The sequence below is a fragment of the Nostoc sp. DedQUE04 genome (assembly GCF_034530995.1).
Taxonomy (GTDB): Bacteria; Cyanobacteriota; Cyanobacteriia; order Cyanobacteriales; family Nostocaceae; genus Nostoc.
In genome coordinates, this window is the sequence record NZ_JAVRCA010000046.1 from 18,126 (window position 1) to 36,598 (window position 18,473).

21 protein-coding genes, 3 tRNA genes and 3 pseudogenes are annotated in these 18,473 nt (G+C 39.9%); 13 read left to right on the plus strand and 14 right to left on the minus strand.

Annotation, left to right across the window (positions count from 1 at the left end):
- The first annotated feature begins 10 nt into the window (after nt 1-10).
- A complete protein-coding gene (locus tag RM049_RS25990) occupies nt 11-1,318 on the plus strand; it encodes a glutamate-5-semialdehyde dehydrogenase (protein ID WP_322706205.1) in 1,308 nt (435 codons plus the stop codon).
- A 134-nt stretch (nt 1,319-1,452) separates the two neighbouring features.
- Here the strand turns inward: RM049_RS25990 and RM049_RS25995 are convergent, their stop codons facing one another.
- The gene (locus RM049_RS25995) at nt 1,453-1,956 is read right to left on the minus strand and encodes a GNAT family N-acetyltransferase (protein WP_322684675.1); all 504 of its coding nucleotides are present in this window, start codon (nt 1,954-1,956) and stop codon (nt 1,453-1,455) included.
- Nucleotides 1,957-2,057: 101 nt separating this feature from the next.
- Between RM049_RS25995 and RM049_RS26000 the strand changes: the two genes are divergently transcribed.
- Both RM049_RS26000 and RM049_RS26005 read left to right on the plus strand, forming a co-directional pair.
- Nucleotides 2,058-2,345, plus strand: a complete 288-nt coding sequence (locus tag RM049_RS26000) for a hypothetical protein (protein ID WP_322706206.1) — start codon at nt 2,058-2,060, stop codon at nt 2,343-2,345.
- Nucleotides 2,342-3,292 (plus strand): L-lactate dehydrogenase, encoded by a 951-nt coding sequence (locus tag RM049_RS26005; RefSeq protein ID WP_322706207.1) that lies wholly within the window; start codon nt 2,342-2,344, stop codon nt 3,290-3,292. The genes RM049_RS26000 and RM049_RS26005 overlap by 4 nt, the downstream gene beginning before the upstream one ends.
- Nucleotides 3,293-3,335: 43 nt before the next feature.
- Here RM049_RS26005 and RM049_RS26010 read toward each other — a convergent pair.
- The 5 genes and pseudogenes from RM049_RS26010 to RM049_RS26035 form a co-directional block, all read right to left on the minus strand.
- Nucleotides 3,336-3,446, minus strand: a pseudogene (locus RM049_RS26010) (chorismate-binding protein); the annotation flags it as partial.
- A 490-nt stretch (nt 3,447-3,936) separates the two neighbouring features.
- Nucleotides 3,937-4,047 (minus strand): annotated as a pseudogene (locus RM049_RS39405) (chorismate-binding protein); the annotation flags it as partial.
- A 14-nt stretch (nt 4,048-4,061) separates the two neighbouring features.
- The gene (locus tag RM049_RS26025) at nt 4,062-4,397 is read right to left on the minus strand and encodes a XisI protein (RefSeq protein ID WP_322684672.1); all 336 of its coding nucleotides are present in this window, start codon (nt 4,395-4,397) and stop codon (nt 4,062-4,064) included.
- A pseudogene (locus tag RM049_RS26030) lies at nt 4,385-4,801 on the minus strand (element excision factor XisH family protein). Before RM049_RS26030 ends, RM049_RS26025 begins: the two are co-directional and overlap by 13 nt.
- Nucleotides 4,802-4,820: 19 nt before the next feature.
- Nucleotides 4,821-6,236, minus strand: a complete 1,416-nt coding sequence (locus RM049_RS26035; protein WP_322706210.1) for an isochorismate synthase MenF — start codon at nt 6,234-6,236, stop codon at nt 4,821-4,823.
- Between the two features lie 310 nt (nt 6,237-6,546).
- On the opposite strand from RM049_RS26035, the gene menA reads away from it, so the two are divergent.
- The 3 genes from menA to RM049_RS26050 are packed head-to-tail and all read left to right on the plus strand — an operon-like array spanning nt 6,547 to nt 9,879.
- Nucleotides 6,547-7,443, plus strand: coding sequence for a 2-carboxy-1,4-naphthoquinone phytyltransferase (menA, locus tag RM049_RS26040; RefSeq protein WP_322706211.1), 897 nt, complete (start codon nt 6,547-6,549; stop codon nt 7,441-7,443).
- Nucleotides 7,444-7,456: 13 nt separating this feature from the next.
- The gene (locus RM049_RS26045; protein WP_322706212.1) at nt 7,457-8,482 is read left to right on the plus strand and encodes an o-succinylbenzoate synthase; all 1,026 of its coding nucleotides are present in this window, start codon (nt 7,457-7,459) and stop codon (nt 8,480-8,482) included.
- Nucleotides 8,467-9,879, plus strand: coding sequence for a 2-succinylbenzoate--CoA ligase (locus RM049_RS26050; protein ID WP_322706213.1), 1,413 nt, complete (start codon nt 8,467-8,469; stop codon nt 9,877-9,879). Before RM049_RS26045 ends, RM049_RS26050 begins: the two co-directional genes overlap by 16 nt.
- Here the strand turns inward: RM049_RS26050 and RM049_RS26055 are convergent.
- From RM049_RS26055 to RM049_RS26065, 3 genes are all read right to left on the minus strand, one after another.
- Nucleotides 9,872-10,318, minus strand: a complete 447-nt coding sequence (locus RM049_RS26055) for a thioesterase family protein (RefSeq protein WP_322706214.1) — start codon at nt 10,316-10,318, stop codon at nt 9,872-9,874. The genes RM049_RS26050 and RM049_RS26055 overlap by 8 nt on opposite strands.
- A 168-nt stretch (nt 10,319-10,486) precedes the next feature.
- Nucleotides 10,487-10,945, minus strand: a complete 459-nt coding sequence (locus RM049_RS26060) for a type II toxin-antitoxin system VapC family toxin (RefSeq protein WP_322706215.1) — start codon at nt 10,943-10,945, stop codon at nt 10,487-10,489.
- Nucleotides 10,942-11,211 carry a hypothetical protein gene (locus RM049_RS26065; protein ID WP_322706216.1) on the minus strand — a complete coding sequence of 90 codons (270 nt, stop codon included), beginning with the start codon at nt 11,209-11,211 and terminating at the stop codon, nt 10,942-10,944. The genes RM049_RS26060 and RM049_RS26065 overlap by 4 nt, the downstream gene beginning before the upstream one ends.
- Nucleotides 11,212-11,214: 3 nt before the next feature.
- Here RM049_RS26065 and RM049_RS26070 point away from each other — a divergent pair, with 3 nt between their 5' ends.
- The 4 genes from RM049_RS26070 (at nt 11,215) to RM049_RS26085 (ending at nt 13,799) form a co-directional block, all read left to right on the plus strand.
- A complete protein-coding gene (locus RM049_RS26070) occupies nt 11,215-11,445 on the plus strand; it encodes a hypothetical protein (RefSeq protein WP_322706217.1) in 231 nt (76 codons plus the stop codon).
- A 272-nt stretch (nt 11,446-11,717) separates the two neighbouring features.
- Nucleotides 11,718-12,338: a hypothetical protein gene (locus RM049_RS26075; protein WP_322706218.1), complete on the plus strand. Its 621-nt coding sequence runs from the start codon at nt 11,718-11,720 to the stop codon at nt 12,336-12,338.
- 73 nt (nt 12,339-12,411) lie between these two features.
- The gene (locus RM049_RS26080; protein WP_322706219.1) at nt 12,412-13,377 is read left to right on the plus strand and encodes an NACHT domain-containing protein; all 966 of its coding nucleotides are present in this window, start codon (nt 12,412-12,414) and stop codon (nt 13,375-13,377) included.
- 68 nt (nt 13,378-13,445) lie between these two features.
- On the plus strand, nt 13,446-13,799 hold the full coding sequence (locus RM049_RS26085; RefSeq protein ID WP_322706220.1) for a four helix bundle protein: 354 nt from the start codon (nt 13,446-13,448) through the stop codon (nt 13,797-13,799).
- A gap of 51 nt (nt 13,800-13,850) precedes the next feature.
- Here the strand turns inward: RM049_RS26085 and RM049_RS26090 are convergent.
- Nucleotides 13,851-13,935: transfer RNA gene (locus tag RM049_RS26090), tRNA-Ser, on the minus strand.
- Nucleotides 13,936-14,066: 131 nt separating this feature from the next.
- Entirely contained in the window at nt 14,067-14,987 is a 921-nt protein-coding gene (locus RM049_RS26095; protein WP_322706221.1) for a TIGR04168 family protein, read from the minus strand.
- 149 nt (nt 14,988-15,136) lie between these two features.
- Between RM049_RS26095 and nadA the strand changes: the two genes are divergently transcribed.
- The 3 genes from nadA (at nt 15,137) to RM049_RS26110 (ending at nt 16,477) form a co-directional block, all read left to right on the plus strand.
- Nucleotides 15,137-16,108, plus strand: coding sequence for a quinolinate synthase NadA (gene nadA, locus RM049_RS26100; RefSeq protein ID WP_322706222.1), 972 nt, complete (start codon nt 15,137-15,139; stop codon nt 16,106-16,108).
- 124 nt (nt 16,109-16,232) lie between these two features.
- Nucleotides 16,233-16,318, plus strand: a tRNA-Tyr gene (locus RM049_RS26105).
- Between the two features lie 87 nt (nt 16,319-16,405).
- Nucleotides 16,406-16,477: transfer RNA gene (locus RM049_RS26110), tRNA-Thr, on the plus strand.
- Nucleotides 16,478-16,650: 173 nt separating this feature from the next.
- On the opposite strand, the gene RM049_RS26115 is transcribed toward RM049_RS26110, so the two are convergent.
- From RM049_RS26115 to RM049_RS26125, 3 genes are all read right to left on the minus strand, one after another.
- Nucleotides 16,651-16,923 carry a hypothetical protein gene (locus RM049_RS26115; protein WP_322706223.1) on the minus strand — a complete coding sequence of 91 codons (273 nt, stop codon included), beginning with the start codon at nt 16,921-16,923 and terminating at the stop codon, nt 16,651-16,653.
- Nucleotides 16,924-17,013: 90 nt separating this feature from the next.
- Complete coding sequence (locus RM049_RS26120) at nt 17,014-17,169, minus strand: hypothetical protein (RefSeq protein WP_322706224.1); 156 nt, start codon at nt 17,167-17,169, stop codon at nt 17,014-17,016.
- A gap of 186 nt (nt 17,170-17,355) precedes the next feature.
- Nucleotides 17,356-18,444, minus strand: a complete 1,089-nt coding sequence (locus tag RM049_RS26125; protein ID WP_322706225.1) for a site-specific integrase — start codon at nt 18,442-18,444, stop codon at nt 17,356-17,358.
- Nucleotides 18,445-18,473 lie beyond the last annotated feature (29 nt).

Sequence of the window (18,473 nt, forward strand, 5' to 3'; positions counted from 1 at the left end):
GATTTGTACTATGACTATTTTTGATATTGCTTCTCCCCTAACTGCGATCGCCGGACAAACTCGCCAAGCTGCAAGTAAGCTAGCGATTCTCTCCACTGAGGCAAAAAATCAGGCACTTGTGGCGATCGCGCAAGCTTTAGAATCAGCTAGAGATGAAATTTTACAAGCAAATGTTGCTGATTGTAAAGCTGCTACTGCCGAAGGAATTCCTCAACCACTTTATAAGCGCTTGCAGTTGGATGAACATAAATTAAGAGATGCGATCGTTGGGGTACGAGATGTTGGTAAGCTAGCCGATCCAATTGGTAAAGTGCAGATTCACCGCGAACTTGACACTGGCTTAGTTCTGAAGCGTATCACCTGTTCTTTAGGTGTTTTGGGGATTATTTTTGAAGCCCGTCCAGAGGCAGCGATTCAAATTGCTTCCTTAGCAATCAAATCGGGAAATGGTGTGATTCTTAAATGCGGAAAGGAAGCAGTACGTTCTTGTGAAGCGATAGTTAAAGCTATTAAACAAGGATTATCGCAAACTGCTGTTAATCCAGATGCGGTACAGTTGCTCACAACTAGAGAAGAAACTCTAGAACTTTTGAAATTAGATAAATATGTAGATTTAATTATTCCTAGAGGTTCTAATTCCTTTGTCAGATTTGTACAGGAAAATACTCGGATTCCGGTACTAGGTCACGCCGACGGAATTTGTCATCTTTATATAGATAAAGCCGCCGATATTTCTAAAGCAGTTCCGATTACCGTCGATGCTAAAGCACAATATCCTGCTGTTTGTAATGCAATTGAAACTTTGCTAGTTCACCAATCAATTGCTACAGAATTTTTACCAAAAGTTGCTAAGGCTTTGGAAGAACGCCATGTAGAATTAAGAGGCGATCGACACACCTTGAAAATTTTACCTAACATCGTACCTGCAACAGAGATAGACTGGGAAACAGAATACAGCGATTTTATTTTATCGATAAAGATTGTAGACTCTATAGAAGATGCGATCGCACATATTAACGAATATGGTTCTCGTCATACCGATGCCATTATCTCTGAAGATTCAGTATCTGTTAAAACTTTCTTTGGACTGGTAAATTCAGCAAATATATTTCACAATTGTTCTACCCGCTTTGCTGATGGCTTCCGCTATGGTTTCGGCGCAGAAGTGGGAATTAGTACGCAACAAATGCCTCCCCGCGGCCCCGTTGGTTTAGAAGGATTAGTTACATATAAATATCAAATGACTGGCAATGGTCATATTGTAGCTACTTACACTGGGGCGAATGCTAAAGCTTTTACTCATCAGGATTTAGTGTAAAAGATTCTCCAAATTATGGGCTTTAGTAACGCTAAAAATACACCGATTTATCCGGTGTATTTTTATCGTTACTAGTTTATTTAAGTTATCAAAATTTTTAATTGAGACATGGCATCAATTATCATTTAAAAAAACTATCGTTTATGTGAGTTGTCAAACGTTTTAATTGGGCCATGCCATCGATCATCATTTAAGAAAACCTCTTTAAAGGCTCCATTAGTGTATTGACTAATTACTTTACCCCAAAAAGCTTGTGCGCCTAAGTTCAAAGCAGTCTGCCGTACTTCCCAACAGCCGGGAAACTGGTTGAAAATGTGAGTAGCTACCTGTTCACCAATACCCTGACTTCGATATTTTTTGAGGATAAAGAACTCAGCAATAGACATAGCATTGTTATCTTGATAAAGATAGGTGTGCTGATTAATAAGTATAAACCCTGCCAGTTTCTCGTCAACTTTAACTAGAAATGGATGTCGCTCAGGTTCTGTCCAATAGTAATCAAGATATTGATAACCAAACAAGCCGCAGCTATCTACATCTTTAGCTTCTATCTCACTCAGGTCATACTGGTATAGTTCCATTAAATTACACAGCACTGACTTCTGTTGTTGAGTAGCTTTTACCACTTCGATTTTCATAAAGCATCTACGATACTGAAACTAAAACATAATAAGCGCCAACGATTTGAACAATATCTCACATGCTAATTGGGAAGCATTGAAATCGATGTCAGATGTCGATGTTGATTATTCTGAATATTCCATTATTAAACGATGAGTTTTTCGAGAAGGCAATGTTGAGATTGCCAGCAACTGAAGCACAGAACTTAATTCAGATTGATCCAGATATGATAGCTTGGTTTCAATTCCAGGGTGTCGAACACAAAACACTTATCAATTCTCTCTTGCGTCAACATATCAAATCTTTGAGACGAAGCGATCGCTTCAAGAATCTTGACTCGAAACGGTTAGTTCTAGAGTTAACATTAACCTATCAGGCCAGTTACAAAAAAATAGATTTGGCATGAGTAGCAAAATATCCAAGGTCGGTATTATTGGTGCGGGTAATGTGGGTGCAAATGTAGCAAATGCTTTAGTGCTACTCGGTAAATGTGTAACAGTCGTCCTTTTTGACCGAACTTTATCAAAAGCTGAGGGGCAAGCATGGGATATTGAAGATACCATTCCTTTACTTAAAGACATGGAAATTATAGCGTCAAATCAGTATGAAGATTTAGCTGATTCTGATGTGATTGTCGTGACTGTTGGGGTGCGGCAAAAAGAAGGACAAAGCCGATTAGATATATTGAACGATAATGCAGAGATTGTGCGTTCGACGATGAAAGAATTGGATCGAGTTGCACCGAATTCAATCGTACTTATCGTTAGCAATCCAGTGGATGTACTAACACGGATTGCGATCGCCAGTTCTACTAGAGCAGAAAACCTAATTTTGGGTTCGGGAACCGTTCTTGATACTGCTAGACTAAGATATCAACTTGGTAAGCGACTGAACGTTAGTAAACAAGATGTTCGTGTTTATGTGATTGGAGAGCATGGAGACAGTGAGTTTGTCGTTTGGTCTAGTGCATTTATTGGGGGAATTTTGTTAGCTGAATTTCCCATACCACAAGGAGCAACGCTGGAAGAAATTCAGCAAGAGTACGCAGAGTTAACCCGTAAACGAGGTTATAACATTTCTAAACGTAAAGGAAATACTAGCTATGGCATATCAATAGTAGTTTGTCAGTTAGTTGATACCATTCTGCGAGATGAAAAGCAGATATTTCCAGTATCGGCCAGAGCAGATTTTAACTATGGAGTTGGCAGTGAAGTTGTTCTTGGACTTCCATGTATCATTAGCTCCCAAGGTATTGAGCGCCAACTGGTGTTACCAAGAAATGCTCATGAACAACGCTTATTAGAAGAGTCAGCCGCCAAACTGAATGAAGCCTACAATTCTTTGGATAATTAAAATCAACTTAAATAGTCTGTTTAAAAACTTCCTTTTTTGAATGTCAAACTAAGGCTTTAAGTAAAGCTTGAAGCTTAAGTTGCACCTCTGCAAACTCTTTGTCAGGATCGGAGCCAGCCACGATACCAGCACCAGCATACAATCTGGCGCGATCGCTAGATTTAAAGGTAAAAATGCGATCGCTCAGATACGTTTACTACGTGTTTCATAGTACCTTAAACTACGGACTCCGCCCCAAATCGCACCTAGAATGATTCCAGCCTGAATAAAACACACCCGAACAAAAAATAACTCTAGCCCCATCATCGCTAGACTTAGGCCACTCAGATCAGGATTTGAATACCTTGGATCAGTGAGTTTCCATTTATACCATAACCACCCCAGACAAAAGCCAGCAATAGCACCTAGTAAAGCAACAATAAATGACCACAAGAACGTTAATAATGCATATTCAATTGAGTCTAAACGCCATGTAGCAACAAAAAGAAATATTGCTGCTGTAAATGCTGCAACTATTACTGTTAATAAAATTATAATTAACATTAATGTTAAATTTACTTACTATTAAAGTGAGAATTCCTTAATATTTTAGCAGCGAATTTTGGTAAACATCTTTAGCTGGCATACAAGATTAGTAATTAACTTTAAACTAATGCTTTCAATAACGCCTGAAGCTTCATCTGCACCTCTGCAAATTCCTTATCAGGATCGGAACCAGCCACGATACCAGCACCAGCATACAATCTGGCGCGATCGCTAGATTTAAAATTTATGTAACAGCAAAATCAGTATACTTTCTTACTTCAGTAGGTTGAAAGGCTAGAACGATACGATCTCTAGGAATGCCGACACTGACGAATTCGTTAGCAATACCATCTTCAGTACCATCTCTTTGAATCCAAATTTTATCGTTGATAATATCAACGTGGACAAGGCACCCATGTACTCGTTGTTTGTTTTCCCAGCCAAGTGTGAGTAGTAGGTAATGGTTTGCATTTTCATCAATAATTAGCTGTCTTTCTAGTTCTCCATGAGCGTAAGGAAGTTGGGCATATTCAGTTAATATTTTTTCAATTATTTGGCGATAATTATCTAAGGTATCCATTTTAGAATCACCTCTAGTTCTGAATCGAAGACGAGTAAACAAAGACGCTGATTTTCTATCAATATCTTACCAATTGGTTCTTGAAATAATTCTAAGTATGTTTGTTGACGAATAGCAAGATACAAGCGGCGGTCTGGTTATAAGCGACTGAGAATATCGTAGTATAAAATATATTGTCCCAGAGCCTTTTCTAAATCGGTTACTGGAGAAGCACCGATAAAGCTTTTAACTTCTACTGCTATTTTCTGTCCGCTTTTCTCTGCTGCTATTAGCTTTTGGGCACCTAAATCAATATATAAATCTCTTGCACCCCATCTTAAGATAAATGGATCGTTGGTAATATGCCAACTCTCTTTTTCAAGAGCGTTTCTAACAGAATTGTAGTAAATATCTTTAGCTGGCATACAAGATTAGTAATTAACTTTAAACTAAGGCTTTCAGTAACGCCTGAAGCTTAAGCTGCACCTCTGCAAACTCTTTGTCAGGATCGGAACCAGCGACGATACCAGCACCAGCATACAATCTGGCGCGATCGCCATCAATCAATGCTGAACGAATTCCCACAATAAACTCACAGTTACCCTGAGAATCTATCCAACCCAGAGGTGCAGCATATAAACCTCTCTCGAAGCTTTCATAACGACGAATTTCGGCACAAGCTACATCTTGTGCTGCACCTGCAACGGCTGGCGTAGGATGCAATTGTCCGACAATCTTCAATGGGTGTATGTCAGCGGGAACCATAGCACTGATTGGTGTCCATAAATGCTGGATATTCGATAATTGTCGCAATCGGGGTGCTAATATTTGCGGTAATAAGCCTAGTTGGCATAGTCGTTGTGTAATGAAATTAAGCACTAGGGAATGTTCATGCTTTTCTTTTTCACTATTTAGTAAGCGATTGGCATTAGCTGCATCTTCAGCAGGGGTTTTACCTCGTGGTGCAGAACCAGCTAAAGCATCAGTGATTAACTGTTGATTATTAATACTAATTAATCTTTCTGGACTTGCACCAATAAAATTTTGTCCTTTGCCATTACTTGTAGAAAAAATATAACAATTAGGATGATTTTGTCTAAGATTATTTAAGGATTTAACTAGGCTAAAGTGGGTGCTTGATTTTACATCTAATATATCTGCTAATACAATTTTGCTTAAATGACTAGACTGAATTTTTTCTAAAGCAGATACTACTGAACGTTTAAATTGGGCAGCATTTGTGAGAGATTTTTTATATAAGTTTCTAGAAAAATAATCAATATTAGTAGAGTAATTTTCTAAAGTTTGGATAAATTCAATTTTATTTTGAATTTTCTCCAACAATCTTTCAATATTTACATTTTGATTGATAATTATATTTGTTACTAATATGCAACGCTGATTTTTTACGGCTACTTGCCAACGTGGAAGAAAAATGGTAGCAGATGGAAATGGATAATCTACTTGGGCGTTTTTATCAAAAAAGCTGAAATAGCAAAAAAAGTGAGGCCCAGAAAAAGGTTGGTTTGCGTTACCAAAATTAATTATATTTTTTAGACAAGATTTGATAAAATATTCTGCTTGATTAAAACGGTCTGAGCCATCAATCTGTAATTTTGCTACAGCATCAATTGCTGCGATCGCTTCTCCTTTACCTCTGTCCTCAAAGTAAAAATTTATTTCATTTGCTTGTGTAAGTTTATCTAATACAAGTAAAGGGTCAACTAAATCAATTTCTTGGGAAACACTGACAATTTGTCTGCAATTATTTTTGACGCACTTTTCTTGCACTGCTACCAGAAATTGATATAAATCTTTGTGCTTTACAAAGAAGTTGCTACGACATGGTAAAACTGTCATGGATTTAACGATAGTAAATTTTTTTTAAGTTAACTTCCTAAAGTGTAATTAATCGTGGTCGTATTTTTACAGGTAACATATTAAGTTGCTATTTCACCAGCGTAGGGTTTGCCTTATTTGTGGTGTTCTCAGACTATGATAAGACAGTTTCAGCCTGAGACTGCAACGTGAGGGTGAGTATTAACAACACCAGGTTAACAAGCCATAGTAAAAGTGACAGTTGTTTGTATATCACCCATATCTAGCGTCTCTTTAAACCATAAAATCTCAAGTGTGAGTAATATTCCGGTAATTTAATTAATCACAACTGATGACTACCAAGCAAATTTTATATCCCAACACTAAGTTATGGATGGCAGCGATTAAACCGCCAATGTATAGCGTTGCCATTATGCCCATTTGGGTAGGAACAGCAGTAGCATTTGCCGAAACTAAAACTTTCAATACTGTAGTATTTTCTACTTTTGTAGCTGCGGCAATCTTAATTCTTGCCTGGGAAAATATCAGTAATGATGTGTTTGATTCCGAAACAGGTATCGATCAAAATAAGCACCATTCTTTGGTGAATTTAACAGGCAATAAGCCATTAATATTTTGGATAGGAAATTTGTGTTTAGGTTTGGGATTGCTGGGCATACTAGCGATCGCCTTTTGGCAACATGACCTAACTGTTATCGGCATTATTTTACTATGCTGTGGTTTAGGCTATACGTACCAAGGCCCTCCCTTTCGCTTAGGATATCAGGGTTTAGGCGAGATTATTTGCTTTTTTGCCTTTGGCCCCTTAGCAGTGGAGGCAGCATATTACAGCCAAACGCAAGCTTGGTCAATGACAAGTTTAGCAGCCTCAGTGATTGTCGGGATTGCCACAACCTTAATTTTGTTTTGCTCGCACTTTCACCAAGTTAAGGATGACATAGCCGCAGGCAAGCGATCGCCTATCGTCCGTCTCGGAACAGCAAAAGGGGCCAAACTCCTAGTTTGGTTCACTGCTAGCATTTATCCTCTCACCTTGCTATTTGTGCTATTGGGGATTTTTCCAGTTTGGACGTTACTAAGTTGGGTAAGTTTACCCTTTGCCTTAAAATTATGCCGCCACGTCCAAGAAAATCACAATCAGCCGGACAAAGTTAGTAACTGTAAATTCATTGCCGTAGCCGTGCATTTCTGGGCTTGCTTGCTGCTTGGACTGGGATTTATACTTTAGCAATTACTAATTGATGCGTTATCAATTTAAATTTCGTCCATATCAGCGAAGATTTTTGCGATCGCTTACCACCAATCACGGTAAGTGGGAGATTCGTGAAGGTGTTATCCTTCGTCTCACCGATGAAACTCTTAAAGTTGGCTGGGGGGAAATCGCCCCCATTAGCTGGTTTGGTTCCGAAACCATAGAACAAGCCTTGGATTTTTGTCGCCAACTCCCAGGAGAAATCACAGACGAGATAATTTTCTCGATCCCAGATGAGTTACCTGCCTGTCAATTTGGCTTTGAGTCAGCCTACGAGATGAGGAGTTGGGAATCGGGAGTAGGCAATGTGAACTGGGGAAGTAAATTCTTTTCAATGCCCAATGCCCAATGCCCAATGCCCAATGCCCAATCTTTCAGTGCCTTATTACCATCTGGGAAAGCGGCTTTAAATCAATTGGAAACTCTATGGCAGCAAGGATATCGCACATTTAAGTGGAAAATTGGTGTGGATGCGATCGCTGATGAACTAGAAATTTTTGACTCACTGATACAAACCTTACCAGCCTTTACCAAACTGCGATTAGATGCCAACGGTGGACTCAGTTATGAGGAAGCAAACTTATGGCTGCGGACTTGCGACAATCTCAAGGAAAATCCAGAACTACCCCTAGAAATTGAATTTATCGAACAACCGCTACCCGTTGAGCAATTTCAGCAGATGTTGGAATTGAGTACGAGTTATGAAACTGCGATCGCAATAGATGAATCTGTCGCCACACTTGGACAACTCGCCGCCTGTCATCAGCAAGGTTGGCGAGGAATTTTTGTCATCAAGCCTGGGATCGTTGGATCGCCATCTCGTTTGAGAAAATTTTGCCAACAGCATGAAATTGATACTGTATTTTCATCAGTATTTGAAACTGCGATCGGTAGACTTGCAGCACTCCAACTAGCGGCGGAATTATCCCAAAACAACAGGGCAATTGGTTTTGGCATCGACCATTTTTTTGAACAAGAAGAAACCTGGCTTCAAAGTTTATGGAACGACCTTTAAACTGTCTTAATAAACTAGCTCAAAATGATTGGCTAATCGGTTATGATAGCCATCAATTTAATCAAATAGCTCAAGAATTATATTTAGAATTAACACATATTTCAGAATGTGGAACACCACCAAAAATAATCTTAGCTGAACGCGAACCATTACGATTTTTAGCAAGCTTTATTGCTGCTTGTGCTGCTAACTGTCCAGTTTTCCTTTGTAACCCCGATTGGGGAACACAAGAATGGCAACAAGTCTTTGATTTAGTACAGCCAGACATCATTTGGGGAGAACTACTCCACTCTCCCACTCCTCTAATCCCAAGTACAGACACGATTAATTGCGTCTCTCACTCAGCACTAAGCACTAAGCACTCAGCACTGATTATGATTCCCACAGGTGGTTCATCAGGGCGGATTAAATTTGCCATCCATACTTGGGAAACTCTTACAGCATCAGTACAAGGATTTACAGAATACTTTCAAATCAAGCAAGTCAATTCTTTTTGCATGTTACCCCTGTATCACGTGAGCGGTTTAATGCAATTTATGCGCTCCTTCACTACTGGAGGTAAACTAGCTATTCTACCCTTCAAAGCAGTAGAAACAGGAGAAATGTTCAATATTAAACAATCAGAATTTTTCATATCTTTAGTACCAACACAGTTACAACGTATTCTAGAAAATCCAGAATTAACTGAATGGTTATCCCAATTTAATACTGTACTTTTGGGAGGTGCGCCAGCATGGAACGAACTACTAGAAAAAGCCAGATTTCATCGCATCCGATTAGCACCTACCTATGGCATGACAGAAACCGCCTCTCAAATTGCTACCCTCAAACCAGATGATTTTCTAGGCGGTAAAATAAGCAGTGGTCAAATTCTTCCCCATGCAAAAGTAACTATTCGCAACCACAAATACGAAATTTTAAATTCCAATCAAATCGGAAATATTACCATTCATGCTCAATCTTTAGCCCGTGGTTACTATCCGATAACCAGAGAAAATCAAACTGATTTCCAAGTAGATGATTTAGGCTTTTTAGACGAACAAGGATATTTAAATATAGTCGGACGTAACAGCGACAAAATTATTACAGGTGGAGAAAATATTTATCCAGCAGAGATTGAATCAGCGATACAAGCCACTCAAATGGTTGCCGATATTTGTGTCATCGGCATCCCAGATAAACGGTGGGGACAAGCCTTAACAGCGATTTACATTCCCAAAAAATCAGATACCTCTGCCTTAAAAATCCAAACTCTACTCAAAGACAAACTCAGCAAATTTAAAATCCCTAAATATTGGATTCCCCAGCAAAACTTACCCCGTAACTCTCAAGGTAAGATTAACCGCCAACAATTACAACAAATAGCCACAGAATTCCTCCAAAATCCCATCACATAATCTCTCTCGACCTTCTTCTCTCTGCGCCCTCTGCGTCTCTGCGGTTCGTCTCCAACCACTGAACTATCTCATCAGGTAATTCCTGTTTACTTCGACTACTGGCATCAATACAAACATGGCGAGTAATAGCCTTTGCAACTACCACCTCAGCCACTGTTACTTCATAAGTAATTTCAAACTTATCAACACCTATTTTTTGGGGAATTAAACTAATCAGTAACTTGTCCCCACCAAACATAGGGCGCAAAAAATCAACACTAGCATGAACAATAGGGAAAGCTACAGATGGATTAGTAAAAAAATCTTTGAGATTAATACTTGATGCTTCTAAAGATTCTTCATAAGCTTCATGACAAATACTCAAAACATTAGCAAAATAGACTACCCCAGCAGCATCAGTATCTTGAAAGCGAACAGTGCGGTTATAAGTAAAAGGCATTTTTGACAATTGAATTTTAAAAAAACAGTAGGATTATTGCCTACTCTACAAACTAATTTTATTGCAACTAAGTAAATCGGTGAGAAAAATTCTATTCTCCCAATTCTGAGTTTGTATCGAGATGTTTCGTCTTATCTAATGCTTTGGGGTGAGGAAAGGCGATCGCTTTTACATTGACTCCAACGGCGGAACCTCGAAGTCATTAAACGAGGAAACATTGTAAGACGAAGCGGCTATTGCCTTCACCACCTTACCGTCGAGAGTCAGCAAACTAGCACCTACCTGCTGTGAAAGTGCGACATAAGAGCCATCGTAGGCGGAGATTCCATAACTCAAGCTTATAGTAACTGCATCCGCCATCAAATCAGCTGTTGAAACAACACGCAACGGAAAAGCTTTCAGAGTAGCTAAATCTGTCTGAACCTCAGCAGCAGTGTACATCCTTGCACGGACATACTTCCAGAACGTGTTAGCACACTCAATGTAAAAAAGGTCTGGAACAAAAATTTCTGTCTGTGGATTGGCGAGATGACCGAAAAGTTGATTAACTTTGGCAGTTAGTGGGTCAGCAATAAAATACTTGATGCACACACTGGTATCTACCACGCATCTAAGAGGATTGCTCATCTATCGCGGTCTTCTCGAATTAGTTCAGTACTATCAGGTAATCCAAAGTCTGCTGGATTCAAGCGGTGGCGACGGCGATTAATTTCCTCTAGGAGTTTTGGGACATTTTTTCGCCTTTCCTCTTCCGTTGGCTGTGTTTTTGCCTGCAAAGCGTTCTGCAAGATTGTAATAACTTGAGCATCAATTGAGTTATTTTCAGCTTTAGCTAAGTGTTGTAGTTGTTCGTATAACTCATCAGGTATATTGAGCGCATGAATGGTAGCCATTGATTGACCTCCCAAAAGAATTTATTGGTAATGAATGGTAGCACGATGGCAGCAGGGGGAGAGGTTAGGGCGCGATCGCCTTTGGTTTGTCGGTGTGATCGCTTTATTATCTCTACTACCCACCTGTTTCTTAATCCTTCTCCTCTGATTCCTCTGACAGAGATTTTAGTGATGTTTTTCGTAAAACCCAATCAAGATAAAGTACAAGAATCTGCATTTTTAGAAAGTTGTTAGCACTTTTGATATTGGCATCACTCAGCACCCATTTACAAAACTTTTCCAGCAGTATTCCAACAACGACTTCAACAGACTTATTTATAACCAAAGGGATTAGTGTTTCTAGCATTGCGATCGCCTCAGTAACTTGACTGAGTTCAATGTCGCAATTTTATTTTGTAGTTATTTATCTGACTTACCTTGACTTAGCCTGACTTACACTGATTTAATTCCATATTTTGATAAAAACTTTGGCTACACTGGCTTATAAGTAATTGTGGGAGTGGTCAATGTCTATACCAGAGGACTTTCTTAAGCAACTGGAGCAATACAGTGAATTGTCGCACCGACAGAAAGAAGTCTTTCTGGAAATGTTCGGTCGTAGTAAGAATCGAGTCCAGGTAACTCAAGAATTAAACATTTCTGAAAGTAACCTCGGCACTTGTCTTACAGGCATTTACAAAAAATTTTGCATCACTTGTAATGGTCCTGTTAAAGAAAGCCGCTTACGGGAGTATCTGAGCAAAAGGTATGCACAACAAAAACCCTCTGGGCATTTAACTACAGATGACGTAAATGATTCTATTGATACTTTAGTGCAAGAAATCCGCAAACAAATCAAACCCTACATCAAAGAAAAGTGCGGAACCATGAAGGTATTAGATATGCCTAAGCCAATTGAGTTAACAGGAAAACAAGGTATTTACACAAATGTCAATATTTTGGAGGAAATAACAGGACGAAGACGACTAAAAGTTGCGGAACTAATGCAAAGCTCTGATCATGATAACTTTGAGCGACTTGGACTTAGCCGAGTAAAACAGAAACGAGTCTCAGGATTAGAGGTTGTACAGCGCTATAGTAAGTTGATGGTTTTAGGTAAACCAGGAGCAGAAAGACTATTTTTTTAAGCAAAAAACGACTGAATCATACATTGCTGATTTCATCCGTAACTTACGTGATGCTGACACAGATCCAGAAGTCTTGAAACTCGATAGTGAAGCCGTTTTAAAGTCTATTGAAGCACAGCATGGGCTACTAGTAGAACGAGCAAAGGGTATCTATTCCTTTTCTCATCTAACGTTTCATGAATATTTTGCTGCCAGAGAAATAGTTACTAATTCTGCCTATGAAACTTTGGTTGTTCATCTCACAGAGAAACGGTGGCGAGAAGTATTTTTGCTAACTGCTAGTATGATGCGAAACGCTGATAATCTATTGCAGTTAATAAAGCAAAAAACTGATAGATTATTAGTTATAGATGAAAAGTTACAGCATTTTTTAATGTGGCTAAATCAAAAATCTCTTTTTATTACAGCTCCCTATAAACCATCAGCCATTAGAGCTTTTTATCTGCGGAATGAATTTGACTGTATAACACTCTCCGATGATTTTCTGAATATTGATAGTAGAATTGACCGTAATTTTGAATTTATCGAATATGCTGAATATGACTTTAGCAAACTCTCTAGTTATGAAATATGTTTTCCTCTTGATAGCGCTCTTAGTTCTATTTTGAATAAAGCTCATATACTTTCTTCTTTATTACATAATTTACTTAATATAAATAGTAAGTCTTTTAAAGAAAGTTATAGTTATTTTCGTGACTATCAGCTTGATGAATGTTTTAATTTTATTCGCGATCACAAACTACATGACGAAATAAGCAAACTTAAAGAGGAATTACCTACATTAAATTCTCGTACAATACATTGCTTAGAATGGTGGCAAAATTATGGTCATAATTGGACTGTAAAGTTAAGAAAATTGTTGATTAAACATCGTAATATTAGACATGACTGGCAGTTTACTGATAGGCATATTGAATTACTATGTCAGTATTACAATGGAAATAACTTACTAATAGATTGTCTCAATAGCGATTGTTATGTAAGCCGGAAAGTTAGGGAAGAAATTGAAAATACTTTGCTGTTACCAAATAAAAATTAAACATTTATTAGAAGTTGATAATACAGCTACAAGCAGATAAGTCAGCCAAAATATAGTTAAATTTACCTGTGAAAAAAGATATTTGCGATCGCACTTTTACTTTTTCAGTTCGCATAGTCAAATTGTGCCAGTTTTTAGATGACAAACCAGGAGTAGCGCGAACCCTTGCTCAACAGTTATTAAGGTCAGGAACATCGATAGGAGCTAATGTAGAAGAAGCACAAGCTGCTCAAAGCAAAGCAGATTTTATCAGCAAGCTCATGATTGCACTAAAAGAATCCCGTGAAACCCGGTATTGGTTAAGGTTGCTCATTGCTACCGAAATAGTACCTCAATCAAAAATTAGTCAACTCCAATCCGAAGCCGAAGAACTAACAAAAATTCTTGGTGCCATCATTATCTCCACCAAAAGCCCCACCTAACCTCATCCCCCTCAATTTTTAATTTTTAATTTTCAATTTTTAATTCCTAAACGGAGAGGGGGAGATTCGAACTCCCGGAGGTTTTAGCCTCATCCGATTTCAAGTCGGACGCAATCGACCACTCTGCCACCTCTCCAATAAATCTGTCAAACTTGTGCTGATCCTAGTTCCAGACGCTATTCAAGCGCTTTTGTTAGTTAGCACTAAAGCTGACAGATAATACTATATCGTATCATCTACGCAGATTGCACTACTGGATGCGAATATCTACGACACAATACGCGATCGCTCGTACAAGATTTCCTCCTTAGCCACCTGGAAATCATTCCCCACCCAAACTAGGGAAACTTGCGAAACCACACCCGCCTCTAGGGTGACAATGGAAAAATTACGCAGCTTCTCGCCGTCATTTTCCACAATCCTGGGGACACTAGCCGCATTTAAGTAAATTGTTCCCTCTGGACTTCTAAAGATGGGCTTGCGCTGCACCTTCTTGGTATGGCGTAAATCTCGGTGCATGTGACCAAATGTCACCAGAGGAATGGTTTTACCAGCAGTCAAGGCTTGAGAAATCGCCTCGCCCAAATCTGGATCGCCAAAGTCGCCGCCAATTGGATGCCAGTCTTTGCCGCAGGGGTCTTCGGGGCGATCGCCTAATCCGCTAGGGCCATTGTGACCCAAAAATATAATTGTCTCGTAGGCGGCGCTTTTAACTGCTTTCACGATGCGATCGGCGGATTCTTCTAAACTCGTCACACCGTAACGTTCTTTACAGATTTCCGCGAATTTCCACTCTGGGCCACCCCAAGTAAAGGGACGACCCCCTACTACAGTTAAATTCCAAGCGGGAAAATCCAACTTACCGTAACCAACATGGGACGAGCCTAATAAATCGAGTTGTTCCTGTACCCAGTCTTCCTTAGAGCGGTCATAAGGAGCCTTTTTGCGTCCCCATTCGGTGGCGGTGTACCAGGCATCATGGTTGCCCATCACGGCTGCTTTGGGAATATCGAGAGATGCGATCGCTCTGACCACTTCCACCGATTCGTTGCCAAAATCCCCGACAAACAGCACTAAGTCAACACCCAAATGCTTGAGTGCAACGCCATCTTCCACTTCCCATTGGTCGTGAATATCTCCAACTACAGCAATTTTGAGGTTTATCGATTGAGTTTTCTGACTGGTCATGCCACTTTCCTTGCCGTCTATCTCCAGGATATGAAACTCAGCCCGATTTGGACACAACCCGAAAATATCAACCGTCCACTATTTTTGGTAAAAACTACTATAATTGAATCCACAGGACATACATTTGCAACATAAAGCACCCCTAAACTGTGTTTACTACTGCACTAGCTCAACGAGAAAACACCCAACTGGGTGTACCACTAGATTTGTTTGCCGCGATTCAGAGTCTCAAAAAAGAACTCAACGCCGTTATTTTGGCACATTATTATCAAGAGCCAGATATTCAGGATATTGCAGACTTTATAGGTGATTCATTACAACTGGCAAGAGCCGCCGAAAAAACTAATGCGGATGTAATTGTCTTTGCTGGCGTTCACTTCATGGCAGAAACAGCAAAGATACTTAATCCCGATAAATTAGTACTTTTACCAGATTTGGATGCTGGTTGTTCTTTAGCAGACAGTTGTCCACCAGAGGAGTTTGCAGCTTTTAAAGCAGCGCATCCAGATCATTTGGTAGTGTCTTACATCAACTGTTCTGCTGATATCAAGGCGATAAGCGATATTATTTGTACTAGTTCCAACGCTGTAAAAATTGTGCAGCAGATACCGAAAGAACAGCCAATTATTTTTGCCCCAGATCGGAATTTGGGGCGGTATGTGATGGAACAGACAGGACGAGATTTGGTGCTATGGCAAGGTAGCTGTGTTGTCCATGAAACCTTTTCGGAAAAGAAAATTGTTCAGTTAAAAATTGCCCACCCAGAAGCAGAGGCGATCGCACATCCAGAATGTGAAAGTAGTGTATTGCGCCACGCCAGCTTTATTGGCTCCACAGCAGCTTTACTCAAATATTGTCAAAATAGCCCCACGAAAGAATTTATCGTTGCTACAGAGCCGGGAATCATTCACCAAATGCAAAAATTAGCTCCTGACAAGCATTTTATTCCTGCACCGCCGATGAATAATTGCGCTTGTAACGAATGTCCGTTTATGCGGTTAAACACCTTAGAAAAGCTCTACTGGGCAATGAAAAATCGTACTCCCGAAATTACCATGTCAGAGGATATTCGCCTTGCTGCACTGCGACCAATGCAACGAATGCTGGAGATGAGCGTGTAACCAGTATTTTTTATCTAGATGGTAGAGACGCAGTTTTGTTGCGATCTCTACCGACAAGTTATTTTTTCCAATCACTTGCAATTTCTAAAACATAGTGCTAAGATTTTAAATCGTGAGACAAATCGGGTCGGTGTCCGAGTGGTTAATGGAGACGGACTGTAAATCCGTTGGCTAGCGCCTACGCTGGTTCAAATCCAGCCCGGCCCACCACTTACGAAGTTATAAGTTATAATGACTGGGTTAAGAGCAAAGCTCCCAGCATTGTAACTTACAACTAAAAAACAGAAGTTATCTTTTGCCCGTGTGGCTCAGTGGTAGAGCACACCCTTGGTAAGGGTGAGGTCACGAGTTCAATCCTCGTCACGGGCTTTTTGCAGAAATACTTAGCAGTGCTAAACTGACTTAATCTGCCTTAAAACTGCCTTAAGCATAGGACATTTTAAGGCGCCTGGCAATCATTCAAAGCCTCTTGGGGTAGACTGAGTTTTACCAAAGCCTACCTCCAGAATCCATCAGATACCTAGTAAGGCGATCGCCAAGGGTTAGATGGCATAAATGTACATAACGTAGATTACTCTAGACCTCTTCTTAGGCGTCAGTTTACCCCAATCACCCCCAATCTCATTGGGGTTTGATCTGTAGAAGTCATCCACCGTGTTGATCGTACCGTCCCAGTCCCAGCCAGCCGCTTCCATAGCTTCTAAGATTCTGTCGAGAACCTTTTCAACTACTGGAATATAGGTCTTACAAGTAGCTGGGGTGGATGCTGAGGAGGTTACTTGGGTTCCTGGCGTAACTTGGGTAATCTGTGTCATAATAGAGATTCCTTGGTTTTGTGGACATTACTAAAGGATTTAGAGCGCTTTTCTGACTGCAATCAGAGGGCGCTTATTGTTTTACGGTCATTAAGGAGTATTTTTGACGTTAGGCGCGAGTAGCTTGATAATCATGTAGGTATTAAGGGGTATCAGTTCGCCCACTTCTTGGCAGTACTCAAAATGTAGTTTTTTAAGTTCCTCATACTCCAAATCTTTAAACCTAACTGTTATCCCCTTCGACATTTGTTTCCTCCTTTTGATATAACCAATATAACTAATATAACTAGTGGTTACAGCAGTAATATCACTGTATTTTAGACGTATCTTAATAACTTAGGAGTACTAAGTAGTCTTTTGATAGTCATAGAAAAATCTCTCAGGATTCCTGGGAGATTAAGCGGATACCACAATGGTTATATTTTTACCAGATCAGATGGGAATATCAGGCAAATCCGGTCTGTTAATCATGTGCCCATAAGTTTTCATTACCATTGTAGTATCCGTGTGCCCTAGTAAGTAGGCCAGTCCGGTTAAGGATATATGCTGCTCTATGGCATGAGATGCCATTGTATGTCTGGTAGTATACGGTTGCCTATAGGATATCCCCTGAGCTTCTAAGACTTTCAACCAACACCTTTCACGGAAGTTGTCGGCATCTATCGTGCCACCTCTAGGTGCTGTAAATACCAAGGTATCCGGGGTGTCCCCAGGCTTCTTAAGGGATAACAAAAGTCCTCGAAGACCCTCAGACATATTAAGATATCTTATATTTCCCGTTTTAGTCTCTTTACGGATTCGAGTGTAGCCGTTACCTAAAAGGTCTTTAGACAGACTTTCCTTTATTACGATTTCATTTCTGGTGAAGTCTATGTGTTTCCACTGCAACCCAATAGCCTCGGATGTCCTAACTCCAGTGGCTAACAGGAACCGTACAAATGGGCCATAGTGCGGACAAAGGCTATCAAAGCCCTCTAAGATTTTCTTAATCTCTTCATTATTAAAAGGTTGGATTTCCTTGGCGACTTTCCTGGGTGGCTTAATGCCGTAGTAGGGGTTAGCATCCAAATAGCCTTTAGCTACTCCCCAGTTACAACAAGCCCTAATCATTCCCAGGCGATCGCGGTGCGTCCTGGGGGATAAATCCCATTGTTTGACCCATTTAGTATCTAATACTTTAGGGTTAACCTTGGCTATCATCTGTCGCACGTAGCGATAATGATTAGCCAGTGTACGCTCTGGAAGACCTAAAAAGTCCACCCAAAGATCCCAGAGGTCTACTAAATATTCCACCTTTGGGGCTTTAGGGATCAACCTATAACGGTCTAAGGTTTTATCAAAGTTATCTGCCAGGATATCATTTTCTATTCGGGTAGCGATCGCCTGTGCTGTTTTAAAATCCCTTTTGTTTTTATAGTCGCCCCCAGGTATGGGATTAAAACTATAACGCTTACCAGAAAAACTAAACTTTAGCTGAATACTTCCATTATTGTCTATGGGGTTAATGTTAATGTCCCTCATAATCTTCTGAGTCCTAAGCGCTCTTAAGA

What these genes read in the sequence shown, in the direction of transcription:
- RM049_RS25995 (WP_322684675.1), bottom strand. Translation starts at nt 1,956, where the DNA reads ATGAAAATCGAAGTGGTAAAAGCTACTCAACAACAGAAGTCAGTGCTG.
- RM049_RS26095 (WP_322706221.1), bottom strand. Translation starts at nt 14,987, where the DNA reads ATGACCAGTCAGAAAACTCAATCGATAAACCTCAAAATTGCTGTAGTT.
- RM049_RS26035 (WP_322706210.1), bottom strand. Translation starts at nt 6,236, where the DNA reads ATGACAGTTTTACCATGTCGTAGCAACTTCTTTGTAAAGCACAAAGAT.
- RM049_RS26050 (WP_322706213.1), top strand. Translation starts at nt 8,467, where the DNA reads ATGGAACGACCTTTAAACTGTCTTAATAAACTAGCTCAAAATGATTGG.
- RM049_RS26065 (WP_322706216.1), bottom strand. Translation starts at nt 11,211, where the DNA reads ATGGCTACCATTCATGCGCTCAATATACCTGATGAGTTATACGAACAA.
- RM049_RS26125 (WP_322706225.1), bottom strand. Translation starts at nt 18,444, where the DNA reads ATGAGGGACATTAACATTAACCCCATAGACAATAATGGAAGTATTCAG.
- RM049_RS26025 (WP_322684672.1), bottom strand. Translation starts at nt 4,397, where the DNA reads ATGGATACCTTAGATAATTATCGCCAAATAATTGAAAAAATATTAACT.
- RM049_RS26060 (WP_322706215.1), bottom strand. Translation starts at nt 10,945, where the DNA reads ATGAGCAATCCTCTTAGATGCGTGGTAGATACCAGTGTGTGCATCAAG.
- RM049_RS26075 (WP_322706218.1), top strand. Translation starts at nt 11,718, where the DNA reads ATGTCTATACCAGAGGACTTTCTTAAGCAACTGGAGCAATACAGTGAA.
- RM049_RS26120 (WP_322706224.1), bottom strand. Translation starts at nt 17,169, where the DNA reads ATGTCGAAGGGGATAACAGTTAGGTTTAAAGATTTGGAGTATGAGGAA.
- RM049_RS26005 (WP_322706207.1), top strand. Translation starts at nt 2,342, where the DNA reads ATGAGTAGCAAAATATCCAAGGTCGGTATTATTGGTGCGGGTAATGTG.
- RM049_RS26115 (WP_322706223.1), bottom strand. Translation starts at nt 16,923, where the DNA reads ATGACACAGATTACCCAAGTTACGCCAGGAACCCAAGTAACCTCCTCA.
- menA (WP_322706211.1), top strand. Translation starts at nt 6,547, where the DNA reads ATGACTACCAAGCAAATTTTATATCCCAACACTAAGTTATGGATGGCA.
- RM049_RS26055 (WP_322706214.1), bottom strand. Translation starts at nt 10,318, where the DNA reads ATGCCTTTTACTTATAACCGCACTGTTCGCTTTCAAGATACTGATGCT.
- RM049_RS26045 (WP_322706212.1), top strand. Translation starts at nt 7,457, where the DNA reads ATGCGTTATCAATTTAAATTTCGTCCATATCAGCGAAGATTTTTGCGA.
- RM049_RS26000 (WP_322706206.1), top strand. Translation starts at nt 2,058, where the DNA reads ATGTTGATTATTCTGAATATTCCATTATTAAACGATGAGTTTTTCGAG.
- RM049_RS25990 (WP_322706205.1), top strand. Translation starts at nt 11, where the DNA reads ATGACTATTTTTGATATTGCTTCTCCCCTAACTGCGATCGCCGGACAA.